Annotated in this window: 25 protein-coding genes and 1 pseudogene; 19 read left to right on the forward strand and 7 right to left on the reverse strand. The window is 32.3% G+C overall.

All coding sequences use genetic code 11. The features are described from left to right. Positions 1–11: 11 nt before the first annotated feature. Positions 12–1913 carry a DNA topoisomerase (ATP-hydrolyzing) subunit B gene (gyrB, locus tag THYS13_RS09920; protein WP_042834369.1) on the reverse strand — a complete coding sequence of 634 codons (1902 nt, stop codon included), beginning with the start codon at positions 1911–1913 and terminating at the stop codon, positions 12–14. A gap of 192 nt (positions 1914–2105) precedes the next feature. Here gyrB and THYS13_RS09925 point away from each other — a divergent pair, with 192 nt between their 5' ends. The 3 genes from THYS13_RS09925 to THYS13_RS09935 are packed head-to-tail and all read left to right on the forward strand — an operon-like array spanning position 2106 to position 4532. Continuing rightward, positions 2106–2435 carry a tRNA-binding protein gene (locus THYS13_RS09925; protein ID WP_042834370.1) on the forward strand — a complete coding sequence of 110 codons (330 nt, stop codon included), beginning with the start codon at positions 2106–2108 and terminating at the stop codon, positions 2433–2435. A gap of 13 nt (positions 2436–2448) precedes the next feature. Then, positions 2449–3804, forward strand: coding sequence for a Mur ligase family protein (locus THYS13_RS09930; protein ID WP_042834371.1), 1356 nt, complete (start codon positions 2449–2451; stop codon positions 3802–3804). Beyond that, entirely contained in the window at positions 3801–4532 is a 732-nt protein-coding gene (locus THYS13_RS09935) for a type 1 glutamine amidotransferase (protein WP_042834372.1), read from the forward strand. Before THYS13_RS09930 ends, THYS13_RS09935 begins: the two co-directional genes overlap by 4 nt. A gap of 17 nt (positions 4533–4549) precedes the next feature. On the opposite strand, the gene THYS13_RS09940 is transcribed toward THYS13_RS09935, so the two are convergent. From THYS13_RS09940 to dnaA, 6 genes are all read right to left on the reverse strand, one after another. Beyond that, positions 4550–6808, reverse strand: coding sequence for a glycoside hydrolase family 31 protein (locus tag THYS13_RS09940; RefSeq protein ID WP_042834373.1), 2259 nt, complete (start codon positions 6806–6808; stop codon positions 4550–4552). A gap of 12 nt (positions 6809–6820) precedes the next feature. Next, a complete protein-coding gene (gene remB, locus THYS13_RS09945) occupies positions 6821–7078 on the reverse strand; it encodes an extracellular matrix regulator RemB (RefSeq protein ID WP_042834374.1) in 258 nt (85 codons plus the stop codon). Between the two features lie 11 nt (positions 7079–7089). Continuing rightward, positions 7090–8178 (reverse strand): DNA replication/repair protein RecF, encoded by a 1089-nt coding sequence (gene recF, locus THYS13_RS09950; RefSeq protein ID WP_042834375.1) that lies wholly within the window; start codon positions 8176–8178, stop codon positions 7090–7092. Positions 8179–8188: 10 nt separating this feature from the next. Further along, positions 8189–8395 carry a S4 domain-containing protein YaaA gene (yaaA, locus tag THYS13_RS09955; protein ID WP_042834376.1) on the reverse strand — a complete coding sequence of 69 codons (207 nt, stop codon included), beginning with the start codon at positions 8393–8395 and terminating at the stop codon, positions 8189–8191. Positions 8396–8415: 20 nt separating this feature from the next. Then, complete coding sequence (gene dnaN, locus THYS13_RS09960) at positions 8416–9528, reverse strand: DNA polymerase III subunit beta (RefSeq protein WP_042834377.1); 1113 nt, start codon at positions 9526–9528, stop codon at positions 8416–8418. A gap of 235 nt (positions 9529–9763) precedes the next feature. Continuing rightward, the gene (gene dnaA, locus THYS13_RS09965) at positions 9764–11095 is read right to left on the reverse strand and encodes a chromosomal replication initiator protein DnaA (protein ID WP_042834378.1); all 1332 of its coding nucleotides are present in this window, start codon (positions 11093–11095) and stop codon (positions 9764–9766) included. Positions 11096–11603: 508 nt separating this feature from the next. Between dnaA and rpmH the strand changes: the two genes are divergently transcribed. The 16 genes and pseudogenes from rpmH (at position 11604) to THYS13_RS10040 (ending at position 24446) form a co-directional block, all read left to right on the forward strand. Further along, positions 11604–11738 carry a 50S ribosomal protein L34 gene (gene rpmH / locus THYS13_RS09970; RefSeq protein WP_003867410.1) on the forward strand — a complete coding sequence of 45 codons (135 nt, stop codon included), beginning with the start codon at positions 11604–11606 and terminating at the stop codon, positions 11736–11738. Positions 11739–11774: 36 nt separating this feature from the next. Beyond that, complete coding sequence (gene rnpA / locus THYS13_RS09975) at positions 11775–12125, forward strand: ribonuclease P protein component (RefSeq protein ID WP_042834379.1); 351 nt, start codon at positions 11775–11777, stop codon at positions 12123–12125. After that, positions 12122–12331, forward strand: a complete 210-nt coding sequence (gene yidD, locus THYS13_RS09980; protein ID WP_042834380.1) for a membrane protein insertion efficiency factor YidD — start codon at positions 12122–12124, stop codon at positions 12329–12331. Before rnpA ends, yidD begins: the two co-directional genes overlap by 4 nt. Before the next feature lie 17 nt (positions 12332–12348). Then, the gene (locus tag THYS13_RS09985; RefSeq protein ID WP_042834381.1) at positions 12349–12969 is read left to right on the forward strand and encodes a YidC/Oxa1 family membrane protein insertase; all 621 of its coding nucleotides are present in this window, start codon (positions 12349–12351) and stop codon (positions 12967–12969) included. A 1-nt stretch (position 12970) separates the two neighbouring features. Then, positions 12971–13591: an RNA-binding cell elongation regulator Jag/EloR gene (gene jag, locus THYS13_RS09990; protein ID WP_042834382.1), complete on the forward strand. Its 621-nt coding sequence runs from the start codon at positions 12971–12973 to the stop codon at positions 13589–13591. Between the two features lie 94 nt (positions 13592–13685). Beyond that, positions 13686–15068 (forward strand): tRNA uridine-5-carboxymethylaminomethyl(34) synthesis GTPase MnmE, encoded by a 1383-nt coding sequence (gene mnmE / locus THYS13_RS09995; RefSeq protein WP_201035680.1) that lies wholly within the window; start codon positions 13686–13688, stop codon positions 15066–15068. Between the two features lie 8 nt (positions 15069–15076). After that, positions 15077–16978 (forward strand): tRNA uridine-5-carboxymethylaminomethyl(34) synthesis enzyme MnmG, encoded by a 1902-nt coding sequence (mnmG, locus tag THYS13_RS10000; protein ID WP_042834384.1) that lies wholly within the window; start codon positions 15077–15079, stop codon positions 16976–16978. After that, on the forward strand, positions 16959–17681 hold the full coding sequence (gene rsmG, locus THYS13_RS10005; protein ID WP_042834386.1) for a 16S rRNA (guanine(527)-N(7))-methyltransferase RsmG: 723 nt from the start codon (positions 16959–16961) through the stop codon (positions 17679–17681). The genes mnmG and rsmG overlap by 20 nt, the downstream gene beginning before the upstream one ends. A 297-nt stretch (positions 17682–17978) precedes the next feature. Then, positions 17979–18101: pseudogene (locus THYS13_RS14935) on the forward strand (HAD family hydrolase); the annotation flags it as partial. A gap of 113 nt (positions 18102–18214) precedes the next feature. Next, on the forward strand, positions 18215–18661 hold the full coding sequence (locus THYS13_RS10010; protein WP_042834387.1) for an NUDIX domain-containing protein: 447 nt from the start codon (positions 18215–18217) through the stop codon (positions 18659–18661). A gap of 102 nt (positions 18662–18763) precedes the next feature. Further along, complete coding sequence (noc, locus tag THYS13_RS10015; RefSeq protein ID WP_042834775.1) at positions 18764–19570, forward strand: nucleoid occlusion protein; 807 nt, start codon at positions 18764–18766, stop codon at positions 19568–19570. Between the two features lie 119 nt (positions 19571–19689). Further along, the gene (locus tag THYS13_RS10020) at positions 19690–20457 is read left to right on the forward strand and encodes a ParA family protein (RefSeq protein WP_042834388.1); all 768 of its coding nucleotides are present in this window, start codon (positions 19690–19692) and stop codon (positions 20455–20457) included. Positions 20458–20480: 23 nt separating this feature from the next. Next, a complete protein-coding gene (locus THYS13_RS10025) occupies positions 20481–21341 on the forward strand; it encodes a ParB/RepB/Spo0J family partition protein (RefSeq protein WP_042834389.1) in 861 nt (286 codons plus the stop codon). Between the two features lie 547 nt (positions 21342–21888). Next, positions 21889–23031, forward strand: a complete 1143-nt coding sequence (locus tag THYS13_RS10030; RefSeq protein ID WP_042834390.1) for an aminotransferase class V-fold PLP-dependent enzyme — start codon at positions 21889–21891, stop codon at positions 23029–23031. A 19-nt stretch (positions 23032–23050) separates the two neighbouring features. Continuing rightward, on the forward strand, positions 23051–23554 hold the full coding sequence (locus THYS13_RS10035) for a DUF4446 family protein (RefSeq protein WP_042834391.1): 504 nt from the start codon (positions 23051–23053) through the stop codon (positions 23552–23554). 19 nt (positions 23555–23573) lie between these two features. Continuing rightward, entirely contained in the window at positions 23574–24446 is an 873-nt protein-coding gene (locus tag THYS13_RS10040; protein WP_042834392.1) for a diacylglycerol kinase family protein, read from the forward strand.

Genomic DNA, 24446 nt, shown 5'->3' on the forward strand with positions numbered 1-24446 from the left:
TTCCACCTCTTTTATATGTCTAAATTTCTAACTGTTTTTGCATATTTTTCTATAAATTCCCTTCTTGGTTCGACTTTATCCCCCATCAAAATGGTGAAAACCTCATCTGCAGCTATCGCATCCTCTAATGTAACTTTAAGCATCGTCCTCTTTTCTGGATCCATAGTTGTATCCCATAACTGGTCAGCATTCATTTCTCCAAGACCTTTATACCTTTGAACAGTATAATTTTCCCTTCCAATTTCATTTAAAATCTTGTCTAATTCTCTATCCGAGTAAGCATAATATACTTTTTTGCCTTTTGTAATTTTATATAAAGGTGGTTGAGCAATGTACACATTTCCATTTTCAATTAAAGGTCTCATAAACCTATAGAAAAATGTTAAAAGCAGTGTCCTAATATGGCTTCCGTCTACATCTGCATCTGTCATTATAACTATTTTGTGGTACCTTAACTTACTTATATCAAAATCATCCCCTACGCCAGTACCTAAAGCAGTTATCATTGCTCTTATCTCTTCATTAGATAGTATCTTGTCAAGTCTTGCCTTCTCCACATTTAAAATTTTTCCTCTGAGTGGAAGTATAGCTTGAAATCTGCTGTTTCTACCTGATTTAGCAGAACCTCCTGCAGAGTCACCCTCTACCAAGAAAAGCTCACATTTAGAAGGGTCTTTCTCTGAGCAGTCGGCAAGTTTACCCGGCAAAGTAGTATTCTCAAGAGCAGACTTTCTTCTGGTAAGCTCTCTGGCTTTTCTCGCAGCTTCCCTTGCTCTTGCTGCTTGAGTAGCTTTTTCTACTATAATTTTTGCAACTGAGGGATTTTCTTCTAAAAAAGCCGTGAGTTTTTCTGTTACTACATTTTCTACAATAGACCTCATTTCAGAATTTCCTAATTTTGTTTTAGTCTGCCCTTCAAATTGTGGATTTTTTAATTTTACACTTACAATAGCTGTAAGTCCTTCTCTTACATCTTCACCTTGTAAATTTTTCTCGTTATCTTTTATAATTCCGTATTTTCTTGCGTAATCATTAATAACTTTAGTCAAAGCTGCTTTAAAGCCTACTAGATGAGTACCACCTTCTCTAGTATCAATATTATTAGCAAAACTAAAGATATTTTCATTATAGCTGTCATTATACTGCATGCAAACCTCTACTTCATAGTCGTTATTTTTCGCTTCCATGTATATTGGCTCTTCATGGAGGACTTCTTTATTTCTATTTAAATACTTTACAAAAGATATAATTCCACCTTCATAATTAAAAACCTCTTCTTTTCCGTCTCTTTCGTCTATGAGTTTGATATTTATGCCCTTATTTAAAAACGCTAATTCTCTCAATCTTTGGGCCAATACATCATAGTCGAATACAGTTTCTTCAAAAATTTCCTTATCCGGCTTAAAAGTAATAGTTGTACCTGTCTCTTCTGTCTCTCCAATAACCTCTAAATCCGTTTTTGGAACTCCTCTTTCATATATTTGCCTATAAATTTTCCCATGTTGTTTTACAATAACTTCTAATTTTTCAGATAATGCATTTACAACAGAAACACCTACTCCGTGCAATCCTCCCGATACTTTGTAAGCGTCATTATTAAATTTTCCACCTGCATGTAACATCGTTAAAGCTACTTCTACAGCTGGTTTTCCAACTTTGGGGTGAATATCTGTAGGTATACCTCTTCCGTCATCTTCAACCGTTATAGAATTATCTTTGTGTATAGTAACTACTATATTTTTGCAATAACCGGCCAATGCTTCGTCTATACTATTATCGACTACTTCGTATACAAGGTGATGCAATCCCCTGCTGCCAGTAGAACCTATATACATTCCTGGCCTTTTTCTTACTGCTTCTAAACCCTCTAATATTTGTATTTGACTCGCAGTATAAGTTTCATCCTTTGCCATATTCACAACCTCCGCAAATTTATCCAACAGTTTTATTTTATCATTCTTTTAAGAATTGCTCAATTCAAATGATTTCCCGAAAAATTTCCCGGGAAATGAAGAGGAAATAATTTTATTTTTATTATTGCCTATAATATAATATACTTAACAAATATACCTATAATATAATATACTTAAATTGAGGTGAATTCAATGGCTACTTATGAAGATTTTTTAAAACTTGACATAAGAGTGGGAAAGATAATTGAAGTTGAAGATTTTCTTAAAGCAAAAAAACCTGCCTATAAGTTAAAAATTGACTTTGGTGAATTAGGTATTAAAAAGTCTAGCGCTCAAATAACAAAGTTATATAAAAAAGAAGATTTGTACAATAAATTAGTAGTGTGTGTAGTAAATTTTCCACCTAAACAAATTGCAGACTTCGTATCCGAAGTTTTAGTACTAGGAGTAGATGATGAAGAAGGAAATGTAGTATTGCTTCAACCAGAAAGAGAAGTAAAAATAGGGAATAAAATTTACTAGAAGGTGGTAAATAGTGAAATTTTTAAGCGTTAACTTAGGTAAACTTGTGAATATATCTTGTAAAATAACAGGAAAAGGTGGAACATCTTTACCTGGAAAAATAGCTCTGAAATCTGATTCTAAATTAATAAAAAAATTAATTGAACCTATAAAAGAAAACAAAGTAATAATAACAGGTACAAATGGCAAAACTACAACTTCCGGATTAATAGCCTATATTTTGACCATTTCTGGGAAAAGCGTTGTACACAACAAAGAAGGAGCAAATATGAAAACTGGAATTGCGACTGCTTTAATAAAAAACAGCAATTTTTTAGGTAATTTAGATAAAAATGCAGCTGTTTTCGAAGTAGATGAAGCTAACATGCCTGTAATTATTGAAGAAGTAAAACCTAACATTGTAGTGATAACAAATTTTTTTAGAGACCAGCTAGATAGATACGGAGAACTGGACACAACAGTAGAAAAAGTAAAAGAAGCCCTTTTAAAACTGCCTGAAGACTCTATAGTTCTGTTAAATGCTGATGAACCTTTTACAGCTTCAATAGGAGATGAGATAAAATCGAAAGTCTTTTACTATGGAATTGAAGACAACCTTGAAGGAATTAACTCCTCTTCTTTTGAACAAAAATACTGTCCAATTTGTGGCCACAAATATAAATACAAAAGAATATATTACGGACAACTAGGAGATTATTACTGCCCTAATTGTGGCAAAAAGCGACCAAACCCTCATTTTAAAGCTACTAATATATTTTTAAATGAAGATGGAATAAATTTTAATCTATACTATAAAGATAAAATTCTTACATTTAAAAGTAGATTAATTGGCATATACAATGTTTATAATTTATTAGCAGCTATATCCGCTGGCATTTTGTTGAACATAAACTTTAGCACTATATCAAAAGCAACAGAAAGCTATTGGCCTATAGAAGGAAGATTACAAAAAACTAAAATAAAAAACAAAAAAGCGATAATAAATTTAATCAAAAACCCTATCGGTTTTGAAAGTACTTTAAATATGCTATCTCAATTTAATAAACCTCTAAACCTTTTAATCTCTATAAATGATAACTACGCGGATGGAAGAGATGTGTCCTGGTTGTGGGACGTAAACTTAGAAGACTTTTTATCAAAAACAAAGGTAAATTATATAATAACTTCTGGTTTAAGAGCTGAAGACATGGCAGTAAGACTGAAATATGCAAACTTTGATATTAATAAAATAAAAGTCATAAACTCTATAGATAAAGCTCTTGATTCAATATCTGAACTAACTAAGGAAGAATTAATAGCAGTACTTCCCAATTATACATCCCTTTATGAGGTAAATAAATATTTAAACTCACAGGAGGACAAAAAATGAAACTTGTCATTGGCCATATGTATCCAGACTTATTAAATTTATACGGGGACTTGGGAAATATTTTGTCATTAAAAAGAAGATGTGAGTGGCGAAACATTGAAACCGAAGTAAAATCAATTACAGTAGATTTAAACACAAATTTTGCTGATATAGATATACTTTTTTTAGGAGGCGGATCTGATAGAGAACAAAAAATTGTAAGCAACGATTTGACAATCAAAAAGGGAAAAAATCTTAAAGCAGCTATTGAAGACGGTTTGACAGTATTAGGTATATGCGGTGGATACCAACTTTTAGGAAATTATTATCAAACCTCAAAAGGTGATAAATTAGAAGGTGTTGGTATATTAGATATGTGGACTATTGCTTCTACCAAAAGGATGATAGGAAATGTGGTAATTGAAGCAAATATAAATAGAAAAAGCTTTAAAATGGTAGGCTTTGAAAATCATTCTGGAAAAACCTATCTTGGAAAATCTAATCCTTTAGGAAAAGTAATAATTGGAAGTGGAAATAATGGAGAAGATAAAACAGAAGGATGTATTTATAAAAATGTGTATGGAACATATCTCCATGGCCCAGTACTTCCTAAAAATCCTGAATTTGCAGATATTTTAATTGAAACTGCTTTAAAGATAAAATATGGAAAAGTAGAATTAATTCCTTTGGATGACTCTTTAGAACAACAAGCTAAACAATCTTTGATAGAAAGATTTGAAAAAAAATAGAGGCTTTTGCCTCTATTTTACAATTCAATTTCACAACATTCCTTCTCAACTTTTTCACCATTTATTTTAATCTCTTTGATGTCGTCAAAATTTTTAAATATAAATTTATACTTTTTAACTCCTTTGTCATAACCAAAGTGAATTTTATCAAATTTTATATCCATTCTTCCTTCTTTATAACAAAAACTTATATCAAAGAGGTTATAAACCCCTTTAGTATAAGCGAAAGATTCTCCATCATCTTCATAATGGAGATAATGTCCCTCTTTCCCTTTGTATATCTCCACTGTTAATTCTTCCAGCTTCTTTTCCCCTATAAAAGATTGAGACTGCTGTTTTAACAGTATTCCTCCTTCTTTTACAAAAAGAGGTATTACATCTATAGGAGCATCCACAAGGTAATAGTTTTTTCCTTTGAATTCTTTTCCCGTCCAGTAATCATACCAGATTCCTTCAGGCAAATAAACCTCTCTTCTTTCTTTTGAAGGAAGATATACAGGAGCAACTAAGAAACCTTCTCCCAACATAAATTCATCGTATATCTTATGAGTGTTTTCATCTTCTTGATACTCAAAAACCAATGGCCTCATGATAGGATAACCTTTTTGAGAGGCGATGTAAAACAAATCATATAAGTAAGGCAAAATTTCATATCTTATTTTTATATATTTTCGAGAAATATCTTCTGCTCTTTTACCAAAAGACCATGGCTCTTGGTCTTTTGTTCCTATTGCAGAATGCACTCTTAAAAAGGGAGTAAAGGTAGCTGCCTCTATCCACCTTATAAAAAGTTCTTCATGGCAATCTCCTTCAAATCCTCCAACATCTGCTCCTGCAAACGGTTGTCCAGATAGACCTATATTCATTATCATAGGCATCATCATAAGAAGGTGTTCGTACAAGCTTCTATTATCTCCCGTCCACATTGCCGCATACCTTTGTATTCCTGAAAAAGCAGCTCTTGTCAAAACAAAAGGCCTTTCATTAGGTCTTATTCTTAGTAAACCATCTCTTGTTGCCATTGCCATATAATTTGCATAGACATTGTGAACCTCTTTGTGAAGTACCTTTTCTCCATCTAAAATATGAATATTATCCTCTGGCATAGTTTTAGTAGGAGTTTCAAACACAGCTGGCTCATTCATATCATTCCATATACCATCAATGCCATCATTTATAAATTCTCTGTGCTTTTCACCCCACCAATATCTCACTTCTTCTTGTAAAAAGTCAGGAAAACAAGCTTCCCCTGGCCATACTTTTCCAACGTAGGTTATACCGTACTTATCCTTTACAAAATAACCCTTTTCAATTCCTTCTCTGTAAACATGGTAGTCGTAATCCCTCTTAACTCCTGGATCTACAATTGTCACTACTTTAAATCCCATTTCTTTAAGCTGCTTTAGCATTTCCTTATAATTTTTAAATGTATCTTTATTCCATGTGAAAACTCTATATCCTTCCATGTAATCTATATCGAGATATATCACGTCACAAGGAATATCTTTTTCTCTAAAAGTTTTTGCAATTTCCAATACTTTCTCCTGTGGAGTATAGCTGTACCTGCTCTGCTGATTTCCCAATGCCCATAAAGGTGGAAGATTTATCCTTCCAGTGAGATATGTATAATTCTCTACAACCTCTTTTATGTCTTCTCCATAAATAAAGTAATAATTCATTTGACCTCCATAGGCCCCAAAATAATAGTATTCTTGGCTTTCCTGTCCCATATCAAAAAAAGACCTAAAGCTATTGTCCAAAAATATTCCGTAAGTGTGATAATCGTTTATTCCTATGAAAAAAGGGTAAGACTCATATAAAAGTTTTGTAGTCTGGTTGTGAGTCATAAATTCATCTGTATTCCACATCTCTAACCTTTCGCCTTTTTTGTCGAGATATCCTGCTTTTTCTCCAAAACCGTAAAAATGGTCTTCTCTTAACTTTTTATAGCATCTAACATCTGTTTCACTAAATTTTACTCCTCCATTGTAATCCTCATTAATCATATTTTCATTTTTATCTAAGAAACTCACAGAAAGGTCATTTTTGTTTATTTTTACTTTTAAAGAATTAGTTTCAATTAATATACCTTCTAATTCCTCACTTATACTAAACTCAGGAATATCGTATTCTTTTCTTTCTATTGCAATTGTATCTTTCCTTTTTTCTTCTTTATCACTTACAAAAACGTTAATAATCTTATCGCTTAATACCCTAAGCTCTAACTTTCTTTCTTTATTTCTCAAAACAATTCCTTCTGATGTTTTTTGATACAATTTAATACCTCCCTATTCCTCTATTTTTTGTGTCCTTCTTATAAGGGTAAAAGCAGAAATTGGTGATAGATAAATAATACTTCTCTTATCCCTTTCTGTGATTATAAAAGACTTCGGCTTTTCGTCAGAAATTCTGACAACAAATCCCTCTTCTTCGGCTATCTTTAAAAATTGCACAGTAGCCTCCGACGTAGTTACAACACTCATGTCAAAAATAGCTATAATGTCTTTATCAGGGACTACTACGTTGCCGCCTAAATGGACGTACATTTTTTGACCCCCTATTCTTTAATGACAGACCCATTAGATATCTTAAAATAACAATCTCCTTTTAAATCTCTTTTTGTAGTATGGGTTATAAAAGTCTGAAAACCCTGTAATTTTTCTAAGATATATTTCTTTCTATTTTCATCTAACTCTGACATTACATCATCTAGAAGCAGTATGGGTTTTTCACCAGTCTCCTTTTTTAAAATTTCAAACTCTGATAATTTAAGGCATAAAGCCACTGTTCGCTGTTGACCTTGAGAAGAATATACTCTCGAATCATATCCGTTTATAATAATCTTAAAATCTTCCCTATGAGGCCCAATTTGTGTTGTAAGATACTTTAAATCTAAATCTATATTCTTTAATAGTTTTTCTTTTAATCTTTTTTTAACTATTTTTTCATCTGAAGCATCCTTAAGTCCAACACTATTTAGGTAGACAATTTCTGCTGTTTCATTGGAAATTTCAAGTAAAAATTTTTTTATATTAATTTCTATATTTTTTAAATAATTTTGTCTCACCACAATTATTTTTGCCCCGTATTCAACTAATTGGTCATCAAAAATTTCTAATATATTTTTACTTTTCCCTTCTTTTATGTATTTTAATAGCTTATTTCTATTTATCAGTATTTTATTATATTGCATGAGGTTATAAAGATAATTCTTTTCAACGACAGATATACAAGAATCTAAATATTTTCTGCGATGGGAAGGTCCTTCTTTTATTATGTTTAAATCTTCAGGAGAAAAAATGACTGTTAAAAGTTGACCTAAAAGTTCAGAAGCCGACTTTATTTTATTGCCATTTATTTTAATGACTTTATTTTCTTTTTTCTTGTATCCAAATTCTATTTTTTTATCGTTATTTTCTTGACAAATTATTGCTTTTACATAAAAATAATCTTCTCCAAATTTTATTAGTTCTGTAGTTTTACTTCCTCTAAAAGACCTTCCCATACTTAAAAGCCTAATACTTTCTAATAGATTGCTCTTTCCTTGTGCATTTAAACCATAAAATATATTTATTCCTTTGCAAAATTCTATTTTTTGCTTTTGTAAATTTCTAAAATTGTCGACAAATAGCTCCTTCACATACAAGTTAAATTCCTCACTTTATGATATAAGTTTTACCCTCTACCTCAATTATATCATTTTTGCGAAGTTTTTTACCTCTTTTTAATTCTATTGCGCCATTTACTTTAACTTTTCCTTCTAAAACAAATTGCTTTGCTTGTCCTCCAGTCTGACATATTTTCATATACTTTAAAAATTGCCCTAAAGTAATATGTTCCGTCTCTATAGGCACTTCTATCATTTAAAAAACACCTCTTATTTTTAATTGAGCTTTACAGGAAGTATCATATAAAGATAATCTTTACTTCCTATAGGTTTTATTATTAACGGATTTATACTATTTATGAAATAAAGTGTTATTTCCTCTTCATCGATAGCTCTTAAAGAATCTAATAAATATCTTGAGTTAAAAGCGATCTCAAGAAAAATTCCTTTTACATCGACTTCTATCTTTTCTACCATTTTACCCTTTTCAGAATTAGAAGAGACAGTAATAAATTTATCACCAATCTCAAACTTAATCAAATTATTTTTGCTTTCTGCAATTAGTGAAGCTCTTTCAATACTTTCAGTTAAAACTTCTCTTTTGACTACCACTTCAGTCTTATAATCCTTAGGTAAAACAGCATTGTAGTTTATAAAGCTTCCTTCTAAAAGCCGCGATATTACCTTTGTATTTTCAATTTGGAATAACACTTGATTAGCAGTGTGGTATATCTCTATCTCCGTTTCCTCATCTTTTAAGATTCTGTATATCTCTTCTAAAGTTTTACCTGGAATTACTATAGAATATTTTTCTATATCCTCTTCAAAGAATTTTTCCTCACTCTGATAAGAATATATAGCCATTCTAAATCCATCTAAAGCTACTGCTTTAACTTCATTTTGAAACACTTCAAATAGAACACCTGTCAAAATAGGTCTTGTTTGCTCCTGGGCAATACAAAAGACCGTTTTTCTTATTAAGTCTTTTAGAATATTTTGCGTCAATTTAAAAGAATTTTCTTTAGATACTTTAGGAATTTCAGGAAACTCTAAAGCATCACTTCCTGCAATAGTGAAATTTATACTATCGCAAACTACATTTACTGTGTTTTGAGAATCACTTTCTATTTTTACATCTCCCTCAGGCAATTTCCGAACTAATTCTGAAAAAATTTTTGCAGGTACTACTATTTCACCCTCTTCTTCTACCACCGCAGGAATTTGACATTCTATTCCTATGTCCAAATCAGTTCCTGAAAATTTGACCTGACTTTTTAAAGCCGAGATTTTTATACCTTGAAGAATAGGAAGAGTAGTACGGGAGGATACCCCCCTTATTGCAATATTTACTCCTTCAAATAATGAATTTTTGTCACACACAAATTTCATTTTTTTCACTCCTGTTTTTGAGAATATTTTTTTGAATCAAATCATATAATAGATAAGATAAACATTTAGTAGTCGTAGTAATAGAAAGTGTTATTTTGTTAGTAAGAGTTTGTAAAGCAGAGAAAAAGTCGATAATTGTCTGTGAATAACTTTTGGATAATTATTTAAAATTATTAACAATATTCACAGACAAAAAATTTTAAAACATATAAACAGGGTTATCCCTGTTTATATGTTAAAAACCTTTTATTCTCTTTTTAAGTTCTTCAATCTGCCTTGAGAGAAGTTCATCTTGTTTTATTTCACTAGAGATTTTTTCATAGGCATGGATTACAGTAGTATGGTCTTTTCCAAATTCTTCTCCTATCTTTGGAAGAGATAAATCTGTCAGTTCTCTCGCTAAGTACATTGCAATTTGCCGCGGATAAGCTATGTTTTTTGTCCTTTTGCGGGACCTGAAATCTTCTAGTTTTATGTTATAGTACTTGCAAACTTCTTCTTGTATGAGTTTTACAGTTATTTCTCTCGTTTTATTGGATACAATTTCTTTTAAAGCATGCTTAGCTAATTCTAAATCTATATTAGATTTTGTAAGATTTGAAAAAGCTACGATTCTTATTAACGCTCCTTCTAACTCTCTTATGTTTGATTGGATTTTTTCTGCCACATAAGCTAAAACTTCGTCGGGTATATTTAGATTTTCTGATTGAGCTTTTTTCTTAAGTATTGCAATTCTTGTTTCATAATCTGGTGGCTGTATATCCGCAATTAAACCCCATTCAAACCTTGACCTTAGTCTCTCTTCTAAAGTTGGAATTTCTTTTGGTGGTCTATCACTGGATATAACTATTTGCTTATTGGCTTCGTAAAGAGTGTTAAAAGTATGAAAAAATTCTTCTTGAGTTCGTTCTTTTTTTGCTATAAATTGAATATCATCTATTAGAAGGACATCAATGTTTCTGTACTTGTTTCTAAATTCTTCGTTTTTGTCGTCTTTTATGGAGTTAACCAGCTCATTTGTAAACGTTTCTGACGTAACGTACATTATTTTGTAACCACTTTGATGTTTATTGATAAAGTGCCCTATTGCATGCATTAAATGGGTTTTACCTAAACCCACTCCTCCATAAATAAATAAAGGGTTATACGCTTTTGCAGGAGCTTGAGCTACTGCAAGACATGCAGCGTGAGCAAGTTTATTGCTGTTTCCAACTACAAAAGTATCAAAAGTATATTTTGGATTTAGGGTGGAAAGAGTAGTGGATTCAGTTAAGTTTTCTTTTTCGATAGATTCTTTAATTTCTCTATATTCTTCTTCGTCTTCTGACAATATTTTTATGTTGTATAATTTATTTGAGGCTTTTGAAGCAGCATCATAGATAATATTTATATATCTTCCATTTATTATATTTTTTGTAAAAGTGTTAGGGGTACTTAAAAATAGTACATCATCAATAATTGCTAATGGTTTTATGTGAACTAACCAAGTGTTATAGCTGGTGGGGGTAAGCTCACTTTTTATGACTTCCACTATCCTCTCCCATGTTTGACGATGATCACCATACATTGTACGACCTCCTAAGCCCATCAATAAAATGTGGATAACTTATTTAAAAGGGTGGCATAATATATATCGGTTTAATTTGGTTGTTAGTAAATTAGATTTGATTTTGTGAATTTTTTAATTTGATAACTTTTGCAAAAACACATATACATATATTGTTGATAAAAAATATTTTAATAAAAAAATAGATAAAAAAATTAAAATACCTACATTATAAGTATAATGAATAAGAAAACTAACATTGAAATAACAACTTATCCACAAATTTATCAACAATATGTGAATAAGTTGTTATTTTTGTGGCTACAATTTATTTAAGTTATCAACAGTTTAATTTTATAATAACAAATTATCAACAGATTATCAATAAGAAAAATAATTTTGTCTACAGCTATGTGTAGATAATTCTTAAGTTGTTGATAATTTTCTTATTTTAAAAAGTCTTGTTGACATCCTCCTTAATTAACGTTATAATTTTTATAGCATTTTTTAGGTTTTAGGAGGTGTGGCAATGCTTCGCACTTATCAACCCAAAAAAAGACATAGAAAAAAAGTACACGGTTTTAGAAAGAGGATGTCTACCAAAAGTGGTCGCAATGTTTTAAAAAGAAGAAGACAAAAAGGTAGACATAGATTGACAGCGTGAGGCCTTTAGGGCCTTTTTTACAATCCGGAGGTATAAATGAGTAACAAGATTGTAAAAATTAAAAAGAGTTATGAATTTAAAAAGGTTTATTCAAATGGCAAATCTGTTGCTAATCAGTTTGTTGTAATGTATTTTATGGAAAATAATTTAGGCTTTAATAGGGTTGGCTATTCAGTGAGTAAAAAAATAGGTAAAAGTGTGGTAAGAAATAGAGTTAGAAGGCTTTTACATGAAAGTTTTAGACTTTTAGATATTGAGATAAAAACAGGTTTTGATATAATTTTTGTCGCAAGAGGGAAAATTGTAGAGGCTGATTTTCACACTTTAAAAAGTTCTATTAAAAAATTAATTATGAAAACACCTATTTATGCGGGGAATGAAAAATGAAAAATGTTGTTATTTTTTTAATTAAGGTGTATCAAAAATATATTTCGCCTATGAAGCCAAGGACCTGTAGATTTTATCCAACTTGTTCTCAATATTCTATAGAAGCAATATCAAAGTATGGACTTTTAAAAGGTGGGATTATGTCTATTTGGAGAATTTTAAGGTGCAATCCCTTTAATCCTGGGGGATATGACCCTGTAAAATAAATTTTTGGAGGTATATTATGGCAACAATTGCTATGTATTTAGGACAATTGTTAGAATTTATACATCATTATGTAGGAAATTATGGTATTGCTATAATTATTTTTACTATTTTAATAAGGATACTTCTTTTGCCTTTTTATATGCAGCAAATGAGTACGATGAAAAAGATGAAAGAAATACAGCCTCTTGTGCAGGAGCTTCAGAAGAAGTATGCTAAAGACCCTCAAAAATTAAATATGGAAACAATGAAATTGTATCAAGAGAAGAAAGTAAATCCCTTTGGTGGATGTTTACCTATGCTTTTGCCTTTGATAATATTGTGGCCGCTTTTTACAATGCTTAGAACTTATCCGGCTTTTTCAACTGCTTCTTTTTTATGGATGCATAGTCTTGCGCAAAAGGACCCTTATTATATAATTCCTATTTTAGCTGCTGTAACTACTTATATATCTTCTGCCATGATAGCAACGGACAAAAGTCAAAATTCTATGAATATAATGATGTCAATCTTTATGGGGTGGATAACTGTTTCTTTGCCAGCAGGTATAGGAATATATTGGGTTACAAGTAATATATTCCAGATAGTGCAGCAGTATATTTTTATGAGAGAGACCAATACTGCTAAGGGGGAATCATAAGTTGAAAGAGCTTATAAGGACAGGCAAGACGGTTGAAGAAGCTGTAAATCTTGCCTTGCAGGAATTTGGCGTAACGAGGGAAATGGTAGAAGTAGAAGTGTTGGATGAAGGGGGTAAAGGTTTTCTAGGTCTTATAAGCAAGCAGGCAATAGTTAAAGTGATTTTAAAAGATGTAGTAAAGGAGAGTGCTAGAAATTTTTTACAACAAGTAATTGAAGCGATGAAATTAGATGTTAAATTTGATATAGAAGAAGAGGAGGATACTATAAAGTTTAATTTATATGGAAAAAATGTAGGGTTGCTGATAGGTCATAGGGGAGAGACATTAGATTCATTGCAATATCTTGTAAATATTGTTGCCAGCAAGTATAGAGAATATGATAGATATAGAAGGATTATATTAGATGCAGAAAATTATAGAAAAAGAAGGGAAGAGACTCTAATTAGGCTTGCCAAAAAATTAGCTAAACAAGTAATGGAGACAAAAGAAAGCGTTGAGTTAGAGCCGATGAGCCCTAATGAAAGACGAATAATTCACATGGCTTTGCAGGACCATCCTTATGTAGAGACTTATAGTGAAGGAGAGGAGCCTAACAGAAGAGTTATAATAGCTTTAAAATAATACCCTGTGAAAGGGGTTTTTTTATATTTGTGATTGAAAAGCCCAAAATATTGGTATATTATTTTATAAGATAATTTTTTGGTTGGTGATGAAAATGGTTTTTGATACAATTGCAGCTATTTCCACTTTCCCAGGGGAAGCAGGAATTGGAATAGTTAGAATAAGTGGAGATGATGCTTTAGAAATAATTTCAAAAATTTTTAAGCCCCATAAGCCTAAAGATATAAAAAAGGTAAAAAGTCATACTTTACATTATGGACATATAGTAGACCCTGAAACAGAAGAAGTATATGACGAAGTTTTAGTATCTATCATGAAAAAACCTAATACCTATACAAGAGAGGATATAGTTGAAGTAAATTGTCATGGAGGTATAGTAATTACCTCTAAAATTTTGGAATTAGTATTAAAACAAGGTGCCCGTTTAGCCGAACCAGGGGAATTTACAAAAAGAGCCTTTTTAAATGGGCGAATTGATTTATCTCAAGCCGAAGCAGTTATAGATATAATTAGCGCTAAGACTATGCTTGCTAATAAATATGCTCAGAAACAGTTGGCTGGATATGTGGGAAGTAGAATAAAGGAAATTAAAGATAAAATTATGGGTCTGTTAGTTCATCTTTTAGCTTTAATAGATTTTCCTGAAGAGGATGTGGAGGAACTAGAGAGAAAAGAAATGTTAGAAACTTCTAAGGAAATAGTGGAAGATATCGATAAACTTATAGCATCTTCTGAAAGTGGAAGGATTATAAGAGAAGGACTTAAAACCGCCATAATTGGTAAACCGAATGTTGGTAAATCATCTCTTTTAAACGCTTTATTAAAAGAAAATAGAGCTATTGTCACAGATATACCAGGAACTACCAGGGATATTATTGAAGAATATGTTAATGTAAAAGGTATTCCAATAAAACTTATTGATACAGCAGGAATTAGAGATACAGACGAATTGGTGGAAAAAATAGGGGTTGCTAAAAGTAAAGAAGTTCTGGGTGAAGCAGATTTAATATTGTTTGTGCTGGATTCCTCAAGAGAGTTAACTAAAGAGGACTATGAAATTTTCGATATTTTAACAGGTAAAAACATCATATTTGTGCTGAATAAGATAGATCTACCTAAAAAAATTGATGAAAAAGAATTAAAAAATCTTACCAAAGATGGTATAATAATAGAGGTTTCGACTGTTGAAAAAATTGGATTGGAAGAATTAGAAAACACCATTTATAATTTGGTGTTTAGAGGAGACATAAGTGTGAGGGAAGATGAAATAGTCATAAATTCGCGGCACAAAGAAGCACTTATCAATGCTAAAAATTATATGGAAAGCTGTGTTAATGCTATCGAAAGGGGGTATAGTGAAGACCTAATTACAATTGATTTGCATGCGGCTCTTGACCAATTAGGTAAAATTACTGGAGAGACGGCAACTGAGGATTTAATAAATGAAATTTTTGAGAGATTTTGTGTGGGAAAGTAGGTGAAAGTATGAATTTTATTGCAGGTGAATACGATGTTGCAGTGGTAGGGCTGGGACATGCGGGCAGTGAAGCTGCTCTCGCCTGTGCAAGGTTGGGCCTTAAAACGGTAGGTTTTGCTGTAAACTTAGATTCTATTGCTTTGATGGCTTGTAATCCTTCTATTGGAGGCCCTGCCAAAGCTCAGTTGGTGAGAGAGATTGACGCTTTAGGTGGAGAAATGGCTATAAATACAGACAAATCGCTACTACAAATTCGCACTTTGAATACAAGTAAAGGCCCTGCTGTAAGGTCTTTGAGAGCACAAGTTGACAAAAAACTTTACCAAGCAAACATGAAGTACACTTTAGAAAGACAAGATAACCTTGATATAAAACAGGCGGAAATTGTAGACATTTTGGTAGAAGACAACAAAGTTACAGGGGTTGTAACAAAATTAGGTGCGATATATAAATGTAGGGCTTGTATTATTACTACAGGTACCTTCTTGAAAGGAAGAGTTATAATTGGCGATGTAAGTTTTAAGAGTGGGCCTAGTGGACTTTTTCCAGCTAATGAGCTTTCTGAGACTTTAAAAAGATTAGGCTTTAAGTTGATGAGATTTAAAACAGGTACTCCTGCGAGAGTTGATAAAAGAAGTATTGATTTTTCCAAGATGGAAATACAGCCAGGGGATGAAGTAATTACTCCTTTTTCCTATATGCATGATAAAATCGAAATAGAACAGTTACCCTGTTGGCTTACTTATACTAATAAACGAACTCATGAAATAATAATGGCAAATATTGACCGCTCTCCTCTTTTTAGTGGTGAAATAACAGGGGTAGGAGTAAGATACTGTCCTTCTATTGAAGATAAAGTTGTGAAATTCCCTCACAAAGAAAGGCATCAAATTTTTATTGAACCAGAAGGATTAAATACTTATGAAATGTATGTACAAGGCATGTCTTCTAGTTTACCTGAAGATGTACAACTGGAATTTTTGAGGACTGTTCCCGGTCTTGAAAATGTAAGAGTGATGAGACCAGCTTACGCTATTGAATACGACTGTATAGACCCAACGCAATTAAAAGCTACTTTAGAATCTAAAAAAATTGAAGGATTATACTTTGCAGGACAAGTCAATGGCACATCTGGATATGAAGAAGCAGCTGCTCAAGGTTTGATGGCGGGAATAAATGCTGCTATGAAGCTTTTAAACAAACCTCCTGTAATTTTAGATAGGTCTCAAGCTTATATAGGAGTGCTAATTGATGATTTAGTGACAAAAGGTACAAATGAGCCTTATAGGATGCTTACTTCGAGAGCAGAATATAGACTTTTATTAAGACAAGATAACGCAGATTTTAGATTGACAGAGCTAGGGTATAAAATTGGCCTTGTAACAGAAGAAAGATATGGAAAATTTTTAAAGAAGAAGATTCAGTTAGAAAAAGAGATGCAAAGACTTCCTGGCGTCATGGTAAGACCTTCTGAGGAAGTCAACAATTTTCTCATCTCTAAAGGAAGTACTCCTTTAGTTACAGGAGTTGACCTTTATACTTTGCTAAAGCGACCTGAAATTGATTATAAGTCTACTGAATTTTTGGATAAAAACAGGCCCCATGATATTTTAGATAGTGTGGCTGAACAAATAGATATAAATATTAAATATGAAGGATATATAATGAAACAACTAAGACAAGTTGAACATTTTAAAGCTTTAGAAAACAAAAAAATTCCAGATGATATTGATTATTATCAAATTCATGGTTTGAGCAATGAAGCAAAAGAAAAATTGACAAAAATAAGGCCTACTTCAATTGGACAGGCTTCTCGTATTTCGGGAGTTTCACCTGCAGATATTTCTGTGCTTTTAATTTTTATGGAGCAGTTAAGGAGAAATAAAGGCGATGAAGAACAAATCGGTTGATATGCTAATTGAAGGAGCTAAAGAGTGGGGTATATTTTTGGAAATGTTCCATGTGGAACATTTCCAAAAATATTATGCTCTTTTATTGGAATGGAATCAGAAGATGAATTTAACGGCAATTACAGAAGAAAGTGAAGTTGTAATTAAGCATTTTTTAGATAGTTTATCTGCGGTTAAGAGTGGAAAAATAAAAGGGGACGAAAAAATTATAGATGTTGGTACAGGGGCTGGTTTTCCTTCTATTCCTTTAAAAATTGTATTTCCTAAATTAAAAGCTACTCTTTTAGATTCTTCCAAAAAAAGAATTATTTTTTTAGAAGAAGTTATAAATAAATTGGATATAAATGAAATAGAATTAATTCACGGACGAGCTGAAGATATAGGAAAAGACATAAAATATAGAGAACAGTTTGATTTATCCGTGGCACGAGCTGTGGCACCTTTAAATATTTTATTGGAATATACTCTTCCTTTTGTAAAAGTAGATGGTTGTTTTATTGCTTTAAAAGGCCGAGAGATTAAAGAGGAAATAAAAAATAGTCAAAAAGCTTTAAAAGAATTAAAGGGAAAAATTGAAAAAATAGAGGAAGTTAAACTTCCTTATAGTGATATATTACATCACTTAATAATTATCAAAAAAACAGATAAATGCCCTACAAAGTATCCTAGAAGAGCAAATGCTATACAAAGATCTCCTTTATAAACTGAAAGAATAAATATGCTCGAGTACATGTTCTCGTTTCTAAGCTGTGCCTAAGGCTTGTTTTGTGGCAGCTTAAAATCGCTGTCTTTCTCTCCTGTAGACAAACTTTCGAAAATAGGATATTTTGCGATCGGTGTGACTTGTGACAAAGTGGCCCGGCACTCAAGTAAGAAAGTTTATAAAGCAAAAATAGAAAAAACAAGCATACTTACTTGAGTGCCGGGAAACTTAGCAAGACCGAGGGTAGAGGCAGGGCCGTAGCCTTGTGAGGGCGGAGGCGGGCACCTTAAGGCATGGATGCCACCTGACGTAGGTACCCTGCCGGAGCCCGAAGGTCGAGCTTTAGTTTTGTCACTTTTGAACATCGGAGCGACGATGCAAAATATCTACTTTGAATATTTTTTAACTTTGTCAACAAACTGTAGTCTAAAATTACTTTTAGACTGTTTTTTATTTTTATAAAAATTTTTGTGGTATAATTTTAATATAAATATTCCAAATAACTTACCATTCTTGGAATGAGGGAAGAAAAAATGTTAAAATTTAGAGCGAGCTTTTTAGTAGCGAGAGTTGTCATTGTTGAAGAAGAAAAAGTTCTCTTAGTAAAACATCAAGAAGGGGAGGAAGTAGCATGGGTTTTTCCAGGAGGTAGAGTAGAAGAAAATGAGTCAGTAGCAGATGCTGCTATAAGAGAATGTAAAGAAGAGACAGGTTATGACATTAAGTTAAATGGTGTCTGCTATATTCAGGAATATGATATTTACTATGTAACATATTTTTATTCTTCAATTGTTGGAGGAAGATTGACATTAGGAAGTGACCCTGAATTACCTAAAGAGAAACAGGTTTTAAAAGAGGTAAAATGGATTGAACTTAAGGATTTGAAAAACTATCAAGTTTATCCTCAAAAATTGGCTGAGCTTATACAACAAGAGAATTTTTTTAAAAATCTTATTCCTGTTCCCGAAACTTTTTTATAATTTTTAACAATATATTTGAATTTAAGGAGGAATTTTACATTATCTGTCGAATATATATTGTGGAGGAATTTTTTAATTGTTTTAAGAGCGGGGTGTGTAAAAGTGGTACAGAGTAAAACACAAGAAATTTGTTATCTGCCTATTGATTCAATAAGGCCCAATCCATATCAGCCTCGAAAGAACTTTGATATAAAAAATTTACAAGAATTAGCAGAATCAATTAAAGCTTATGGGGTATTGCAACCTATTACTGTAAGAATGGTGCACAATAATTTTTATGAGTTAGTAGCGGGGGAAAGGCGGTTAAGGGCTTCTAAATTGGCAGGTCTTGCAGAGATACCAGCAATAATTATAAATGCGCAAGATGAAGATTCAGCTGTTTTAGCTTTAATTGAAAATTTACAAAGAGAAAATCTTAATTTTATTGAAGAGGCAGAAGCATATTACAACCTAATAAACGACCACCATCTAACACAGGAACAATTAGCAAGGATTTTGGGTAAAAGCCAATCAACTATTGCTAACAAATTAAGGATTTTGAAGCTTAGCAAAGAGATAAAAGAACAATTATTGGAAAATGACTTAACGGAGCGACATGCCAGAGCACTTTTGAGACTTCCTGATGAAGAGTTGCAAAAAAAGGCACTAGATGTAATTATAAAGAAAAAATTAAATGTAAGTCAAACAGAAAAATTAATACAAGACATGATAGACAAAATAACAAAGCAACCGGAAGAAGTAAAAAAAGAAAACAAAAAAATGATGAAATTTTATAAAGACATAAGAATTTTTGTAAATACAGTGAAACAAGCGGTAGATTTAATGAAAAAATCCGGTGTGCCGGCGCAGTATATTGAAAATGATAAGGAAGAATATATAGAGTTTGTAATCAAAATTTCAAAAAAGTAAAAGCTTTTTCACCCCCTTTGATAATGTTCCATGTGGAACATTGATATAAACAATGATATAATAGACATATAAGTTTAGCATCCTTAAAGAGGTATTTGTATGCAAAAGGGGGTGAAGAAATGGGTAAGGTTATTGCTATTGCAAATCAAAAAGGTGGTGTAGGTAAAACTACTACAACTATAAACTTAGGATATTCTTTAGCAACACAAGGGAAAAAAGTTTTATGTATAGATATAGACCCTCAAAGTAATATGACGAGTGGCTTTGGGATAAACCCGGCTTCTTTAAAGCACACTACATATACAGTACTGATTGAAGATGAAGACATAAAAAATGCAATAATACCTTTACGGGATTTAAAAATTTCAATTATTCCATCTAGTATTCAATTGGCAGGAGCAGAAATCGAATTAGTTCCTATGCTTTCACGAGAGTATAAATTAAAAAATGCTGTAGATTCAATTAAAGATGGATTTGACTATATATTAATAGATTGTCCTCCATCACTTGGACTTTTGACTATAAATGCTCTTACTGCTGCTGATTCAGTAATTGTTCCAATTCAATGCGAATATTATGCTTTGGAAGGACTTACCCAGCTTATGAATACAATTAATCTTGTAAAAAAGAATCTGAACCCTAAATTAGAAATAGAGGGTGTAGTTCTTACAATGTTTAACGCTCGGACAAATTTATCTATACAAGTGGTAGATGAGGTGAAAAAATTTTTTAAAGACAAAGTTTATAGAACAATTATTCCACGAAATATTCGTCTAGGTGAAGCACCAAGTTTTGGAAAACCGATTTCTATATATGACCCTAGTTCTAAAGGAGCAGAGGCATATGATGAATTGGCAGTAGAAGTGATAGAAAGGGCAGGAATATAAAAATTTACGAAGGTGGTGGTGAAATGGCGGGCAAAAAGGGGTTAGGTAGAGGATTACAAGCTCTTATACCGGAATATCGAACAGAGGAACCCCAAGGTGTAGAAACGATTAATATAGCCTATATTCATCCCAATCAATACCAACCGAGAAAACAATTTGATGAAGATAGTTTAAAAGAATTAGCAGAATCTATTAAACAAAATGGAGTTATTCAGCCAATTATAGTAAGAAAAGTGGATTCTGGATATCAGATAGTAGCAGGGGAGAGACGTTGGAGAGCTGCCAGAATTGCAGGACTTTCTGAGATACCAGCAATTGTGAGGGATTTTGATGATTTACAGGTCATGGAAATAGCTTTGATCGAAAATTTGCAAAGGGAAGATTTAAATCCCATTGAAGAAGCAAAAGCATATAAAGCATTGATAGACCAATTTAATCTTACACAAGAAGAGATATCTAAAAAAATTGGCAAGAGCCGTTCGGTAATTGCAAATAGCATAAGGCTTTTAAATCTCGACGATAGAGTACAAGAAATGTTAGTGGAAGGAGATATAACAATAGGTCATGCAAAAGTTATACTTTCTTTACCAAATAAAAGTTTACAGTATGAGGCAGCAAAAAAAGTTGCTGAAGAAAATTTAAACGTAAGAGAAACAGAAAGCTTGGTGAAAAATCTTTTACGAAAAAATGAAAAAAACTCTCAAAAGACAAAATCAAACAAAATAGATGTACATATTAAAGAAATAGAAGATAATTTATGCAGTTTTTTGGGAACAAAAGTAAAGATATCACAAAGAAGTAAAGATAGAGGAATTATACAAATAGAATATTACAGTGAGGAAGATTTGACAAGAATTATTGAAATCCTTTATGGGAAAGGATAAAAAGTCTCCTATTTTTATGGAGGCTTTTCAGACTGTAGACAAACTTTCGGAAAGGAGATATTTTGCAATTGGTGCGACTTGTTACAAAGCGCTAACAAAACTTAGCAAGACTGAGAGTGGAGGCAAGGCCGAAGCCATGGATGGCGGAGGCGGGCACTAAGACAAGGAGGTCGAATGTGCCTGGTACCCTGCCGGAGCCCGAAGGTCGAGCTTTAGTTTTGTCGCTTTGGAACATCGGAGCAACGATGCAAAATATCTCCTTTGAATATTTTTTAACTTTGTCAATAAAGTGAGCCTCCTATTTTTATGGAGGCTTTTAATTTTATCCAATTTTGCAGCAATTTTACCACTTTTAAAGCAAAGCGAGGAATTTAATTAGGTACGTGCAAAATGTCAGCATATTATTCACCTATTAACTTTTGCCACACACTTTAATTAGTTTTTTGTTGCTAATGTGAAAAAATAAATATAAAATATAGTTAGAACTCTAAGAGGAGGTTTGCATATATTATAATATCGGGAGATTTAATTTAAAGGAGATAGGACTATGATTTATTTTGATAATGCTGCTACTTCTTGGCCTAAACCCGATGGAGTGTATAGGGAAGTAGAGAAAGTTTTAAGAAACTGCGGAAACCCTGGAAGAGGCGGACACAAAATGGCACTTGAATCAGGAAGGGTTATTTTTGAAGCTAGGCAAGAGATATGCAGCATTTTCAATATTAAAGACCCTATGAGAGTGGTATTTACATCTAATACAACAGAAGCTTTGAATATTGCGTTAAAGGGCCTTTTGAGAGAAGGTGATCATGTAATAACTTCTAGTATGGAGCATAATTCTATGATAAGACCTCTTATGGCGTTGAAAGAAAAGGGGATAGAAGTTACAATCGTAAAAGCAAATGAGGAAGGAAAGATTGACACTGAGGATATAAGGAAAGCAATTACAACAAAAACAAAAATGATTGCCATAACCCATGCTTCCAATGTGACAGGTACAATAATGCCTATTGAGGAAATAGGAAATATTGCCCGGGAAATGAATTTAATTTTCTTGGTGGATGCAGCCCAAACGGCTGGAATATTGCCTATAGATGTAGAAAAACAAAACATCGACCTTTTAGCTTTTCCTGGCCACAAAGGATTGTACGGCCCTCAAGGTACAGGAGGATTATATGTAAGAGAAGGTATAGATGTATTGCCTCTTGAAGAAGGGGGAACGGGAAGTAAGTCAGAGTCAATGTATCAACCTGATTTGATGCCAGACAAGTTAGAAAGTGGTACTCCTAATACTCCAGGGATTGCAGGACTAAAGGAAGGAGTGAAATTTGTAAAAAACATAGGTGTAAATGCTATATATCAACATGAAAGAAAGCTTACTAAAATGTTGATAGAAGGATTGGAGCAAATAAAAGAAGTTAAAATATATGGTCCACACGAAATAGAAGAAAGAGTTGGAGTAGTTTCAATAACGTTAAAAGATAGAGATGTAGGAGAAATAAGTTATATTTTGGATAGAGACTTTGACATAGCTACTCGAGCAGGATTACACTGTGCTCCATTAGCCCATTCAACAATTGGCACACTAAAGACTGGCACTTTGAGATTTGGAATTGGCTATTTTAACACTGAAGAAGAAGTAGAAAAAGCTATAAAAGTTATTGAAATAATTTCGCGGAAAACATTCTAACGAATTGGAGGAGAAACTTATGAAAAACTTTTTAGACATTATTTCTCAAAATGCTACGATGATTATCCTGTTTTTATCAGTTTTATCAATTATAGAATTAATTTTAATACTTGTAATTAATGGGAATTTTTTAAGAGTAAACAGGATTTATAATAAGGTAATTAAAACATTGGGAAAAGGAGATGTCTTTGATATTTTTTCTAGAATCCTTACAGAGAATGAAGAGATAAAAAACAAATTAGACAAGTTAAGAATTGATTTAAATTCTTTAGACAAAGAAGGAAAAACAGCAATTAAAAAAGTGGGAATAGTGCGGTATAATGCTTTTCCTGATGTGGGTTCTGACTTAAGCTTTTCTATTGCCCTATTAGATAGCAATGACAATGGTATTGTTTTGTCTGGAATATACGGAAGGAATGAGACGGCTACTTTTGCAAAACCTATTGAAAGAGGGCAATCTAAATATCCTCTTTCTGCTGAAGAAGTACAAGCTATAGAAAGAGCCAAAAGAAAAGCTTTGTAAAAAACAGGGAGTGATAACCTTGATTGCGTTTATTGTGAACCCAGTGGCGGGTGGAGGAAGGGCCTATCGAAAGATTCCAGAAATTAGAAGGATTATGAAAAAGAAATTAATCGATTACAAAATTTTTATAACAAAATATGCAGGGGAAGGGAAAATATTAGCGAGAAAAGCAGCTCTTAGTGGATTTAAACTTGTGGTGGCAGTAGGAGGAGATGGTACTGTACTTGAAGTAGTAAATGGAATAAAAGGTACACAAGCTATACTAGGAATTATTCCTGTAGGGACAGGAAATGACTTTGCAAGATTTTTCCATATACCTAAAAAGTTAGAAAAGGCTATTGATGTGCTTATAATGGGTAATATTAAAATTATAGACGGAGCTGTGATAAACGATATATTAACTTTTGGAAATATTACAAGCACAGGCATTGCTTCTGAAACAGCGGCAATGGCTGTGCGGTTTAAAAAGTTTTTATCTGGAATATGGGTTTATTTAACTGCCCTTTTAAATGTCCTTTTTAAATACAAGCCCTATTCTGTAAAAATAAGAATAGATGATAAAGAGTTAAATAGAGAAATAACAATTTTTGCAGCGGGAGTTTTAAGCTATTATGGAGGCGGCTTAAAGCTTTTGCCGGATGCCGATCCTAACGATGGCTATTTAGATGTCATGATTGTTGACAAAATAAGTAAGATTAAATTATTGGTTTTATTGCCCTTAGTTCTTTTTGGAACCCATACTAAACTTAAAATTGTAGAAGTTTATAGAGCAAAAAAAGTAGAAATAGAGGCAGATCGAGAAGTACCTGTTACTGTCGATGGTGAAATATTATATATCAAAAATCTGGAAATAAAAGTGGAGAAAGATGCAATAAAATTATGCACTCTGTAA

Source organism: Thermoanaerobacter sp. YS13 (genome assembly GCF_000806225.2).
Classification (GTDB): domain Bacteria; phylum Bacillota; class Thermoanaerobacteria; order Thermoanaerobacterales; family Thermoanaerobacteraceae; genus Thermoanaerobacter; species Thermoanaerobacter uzonensis.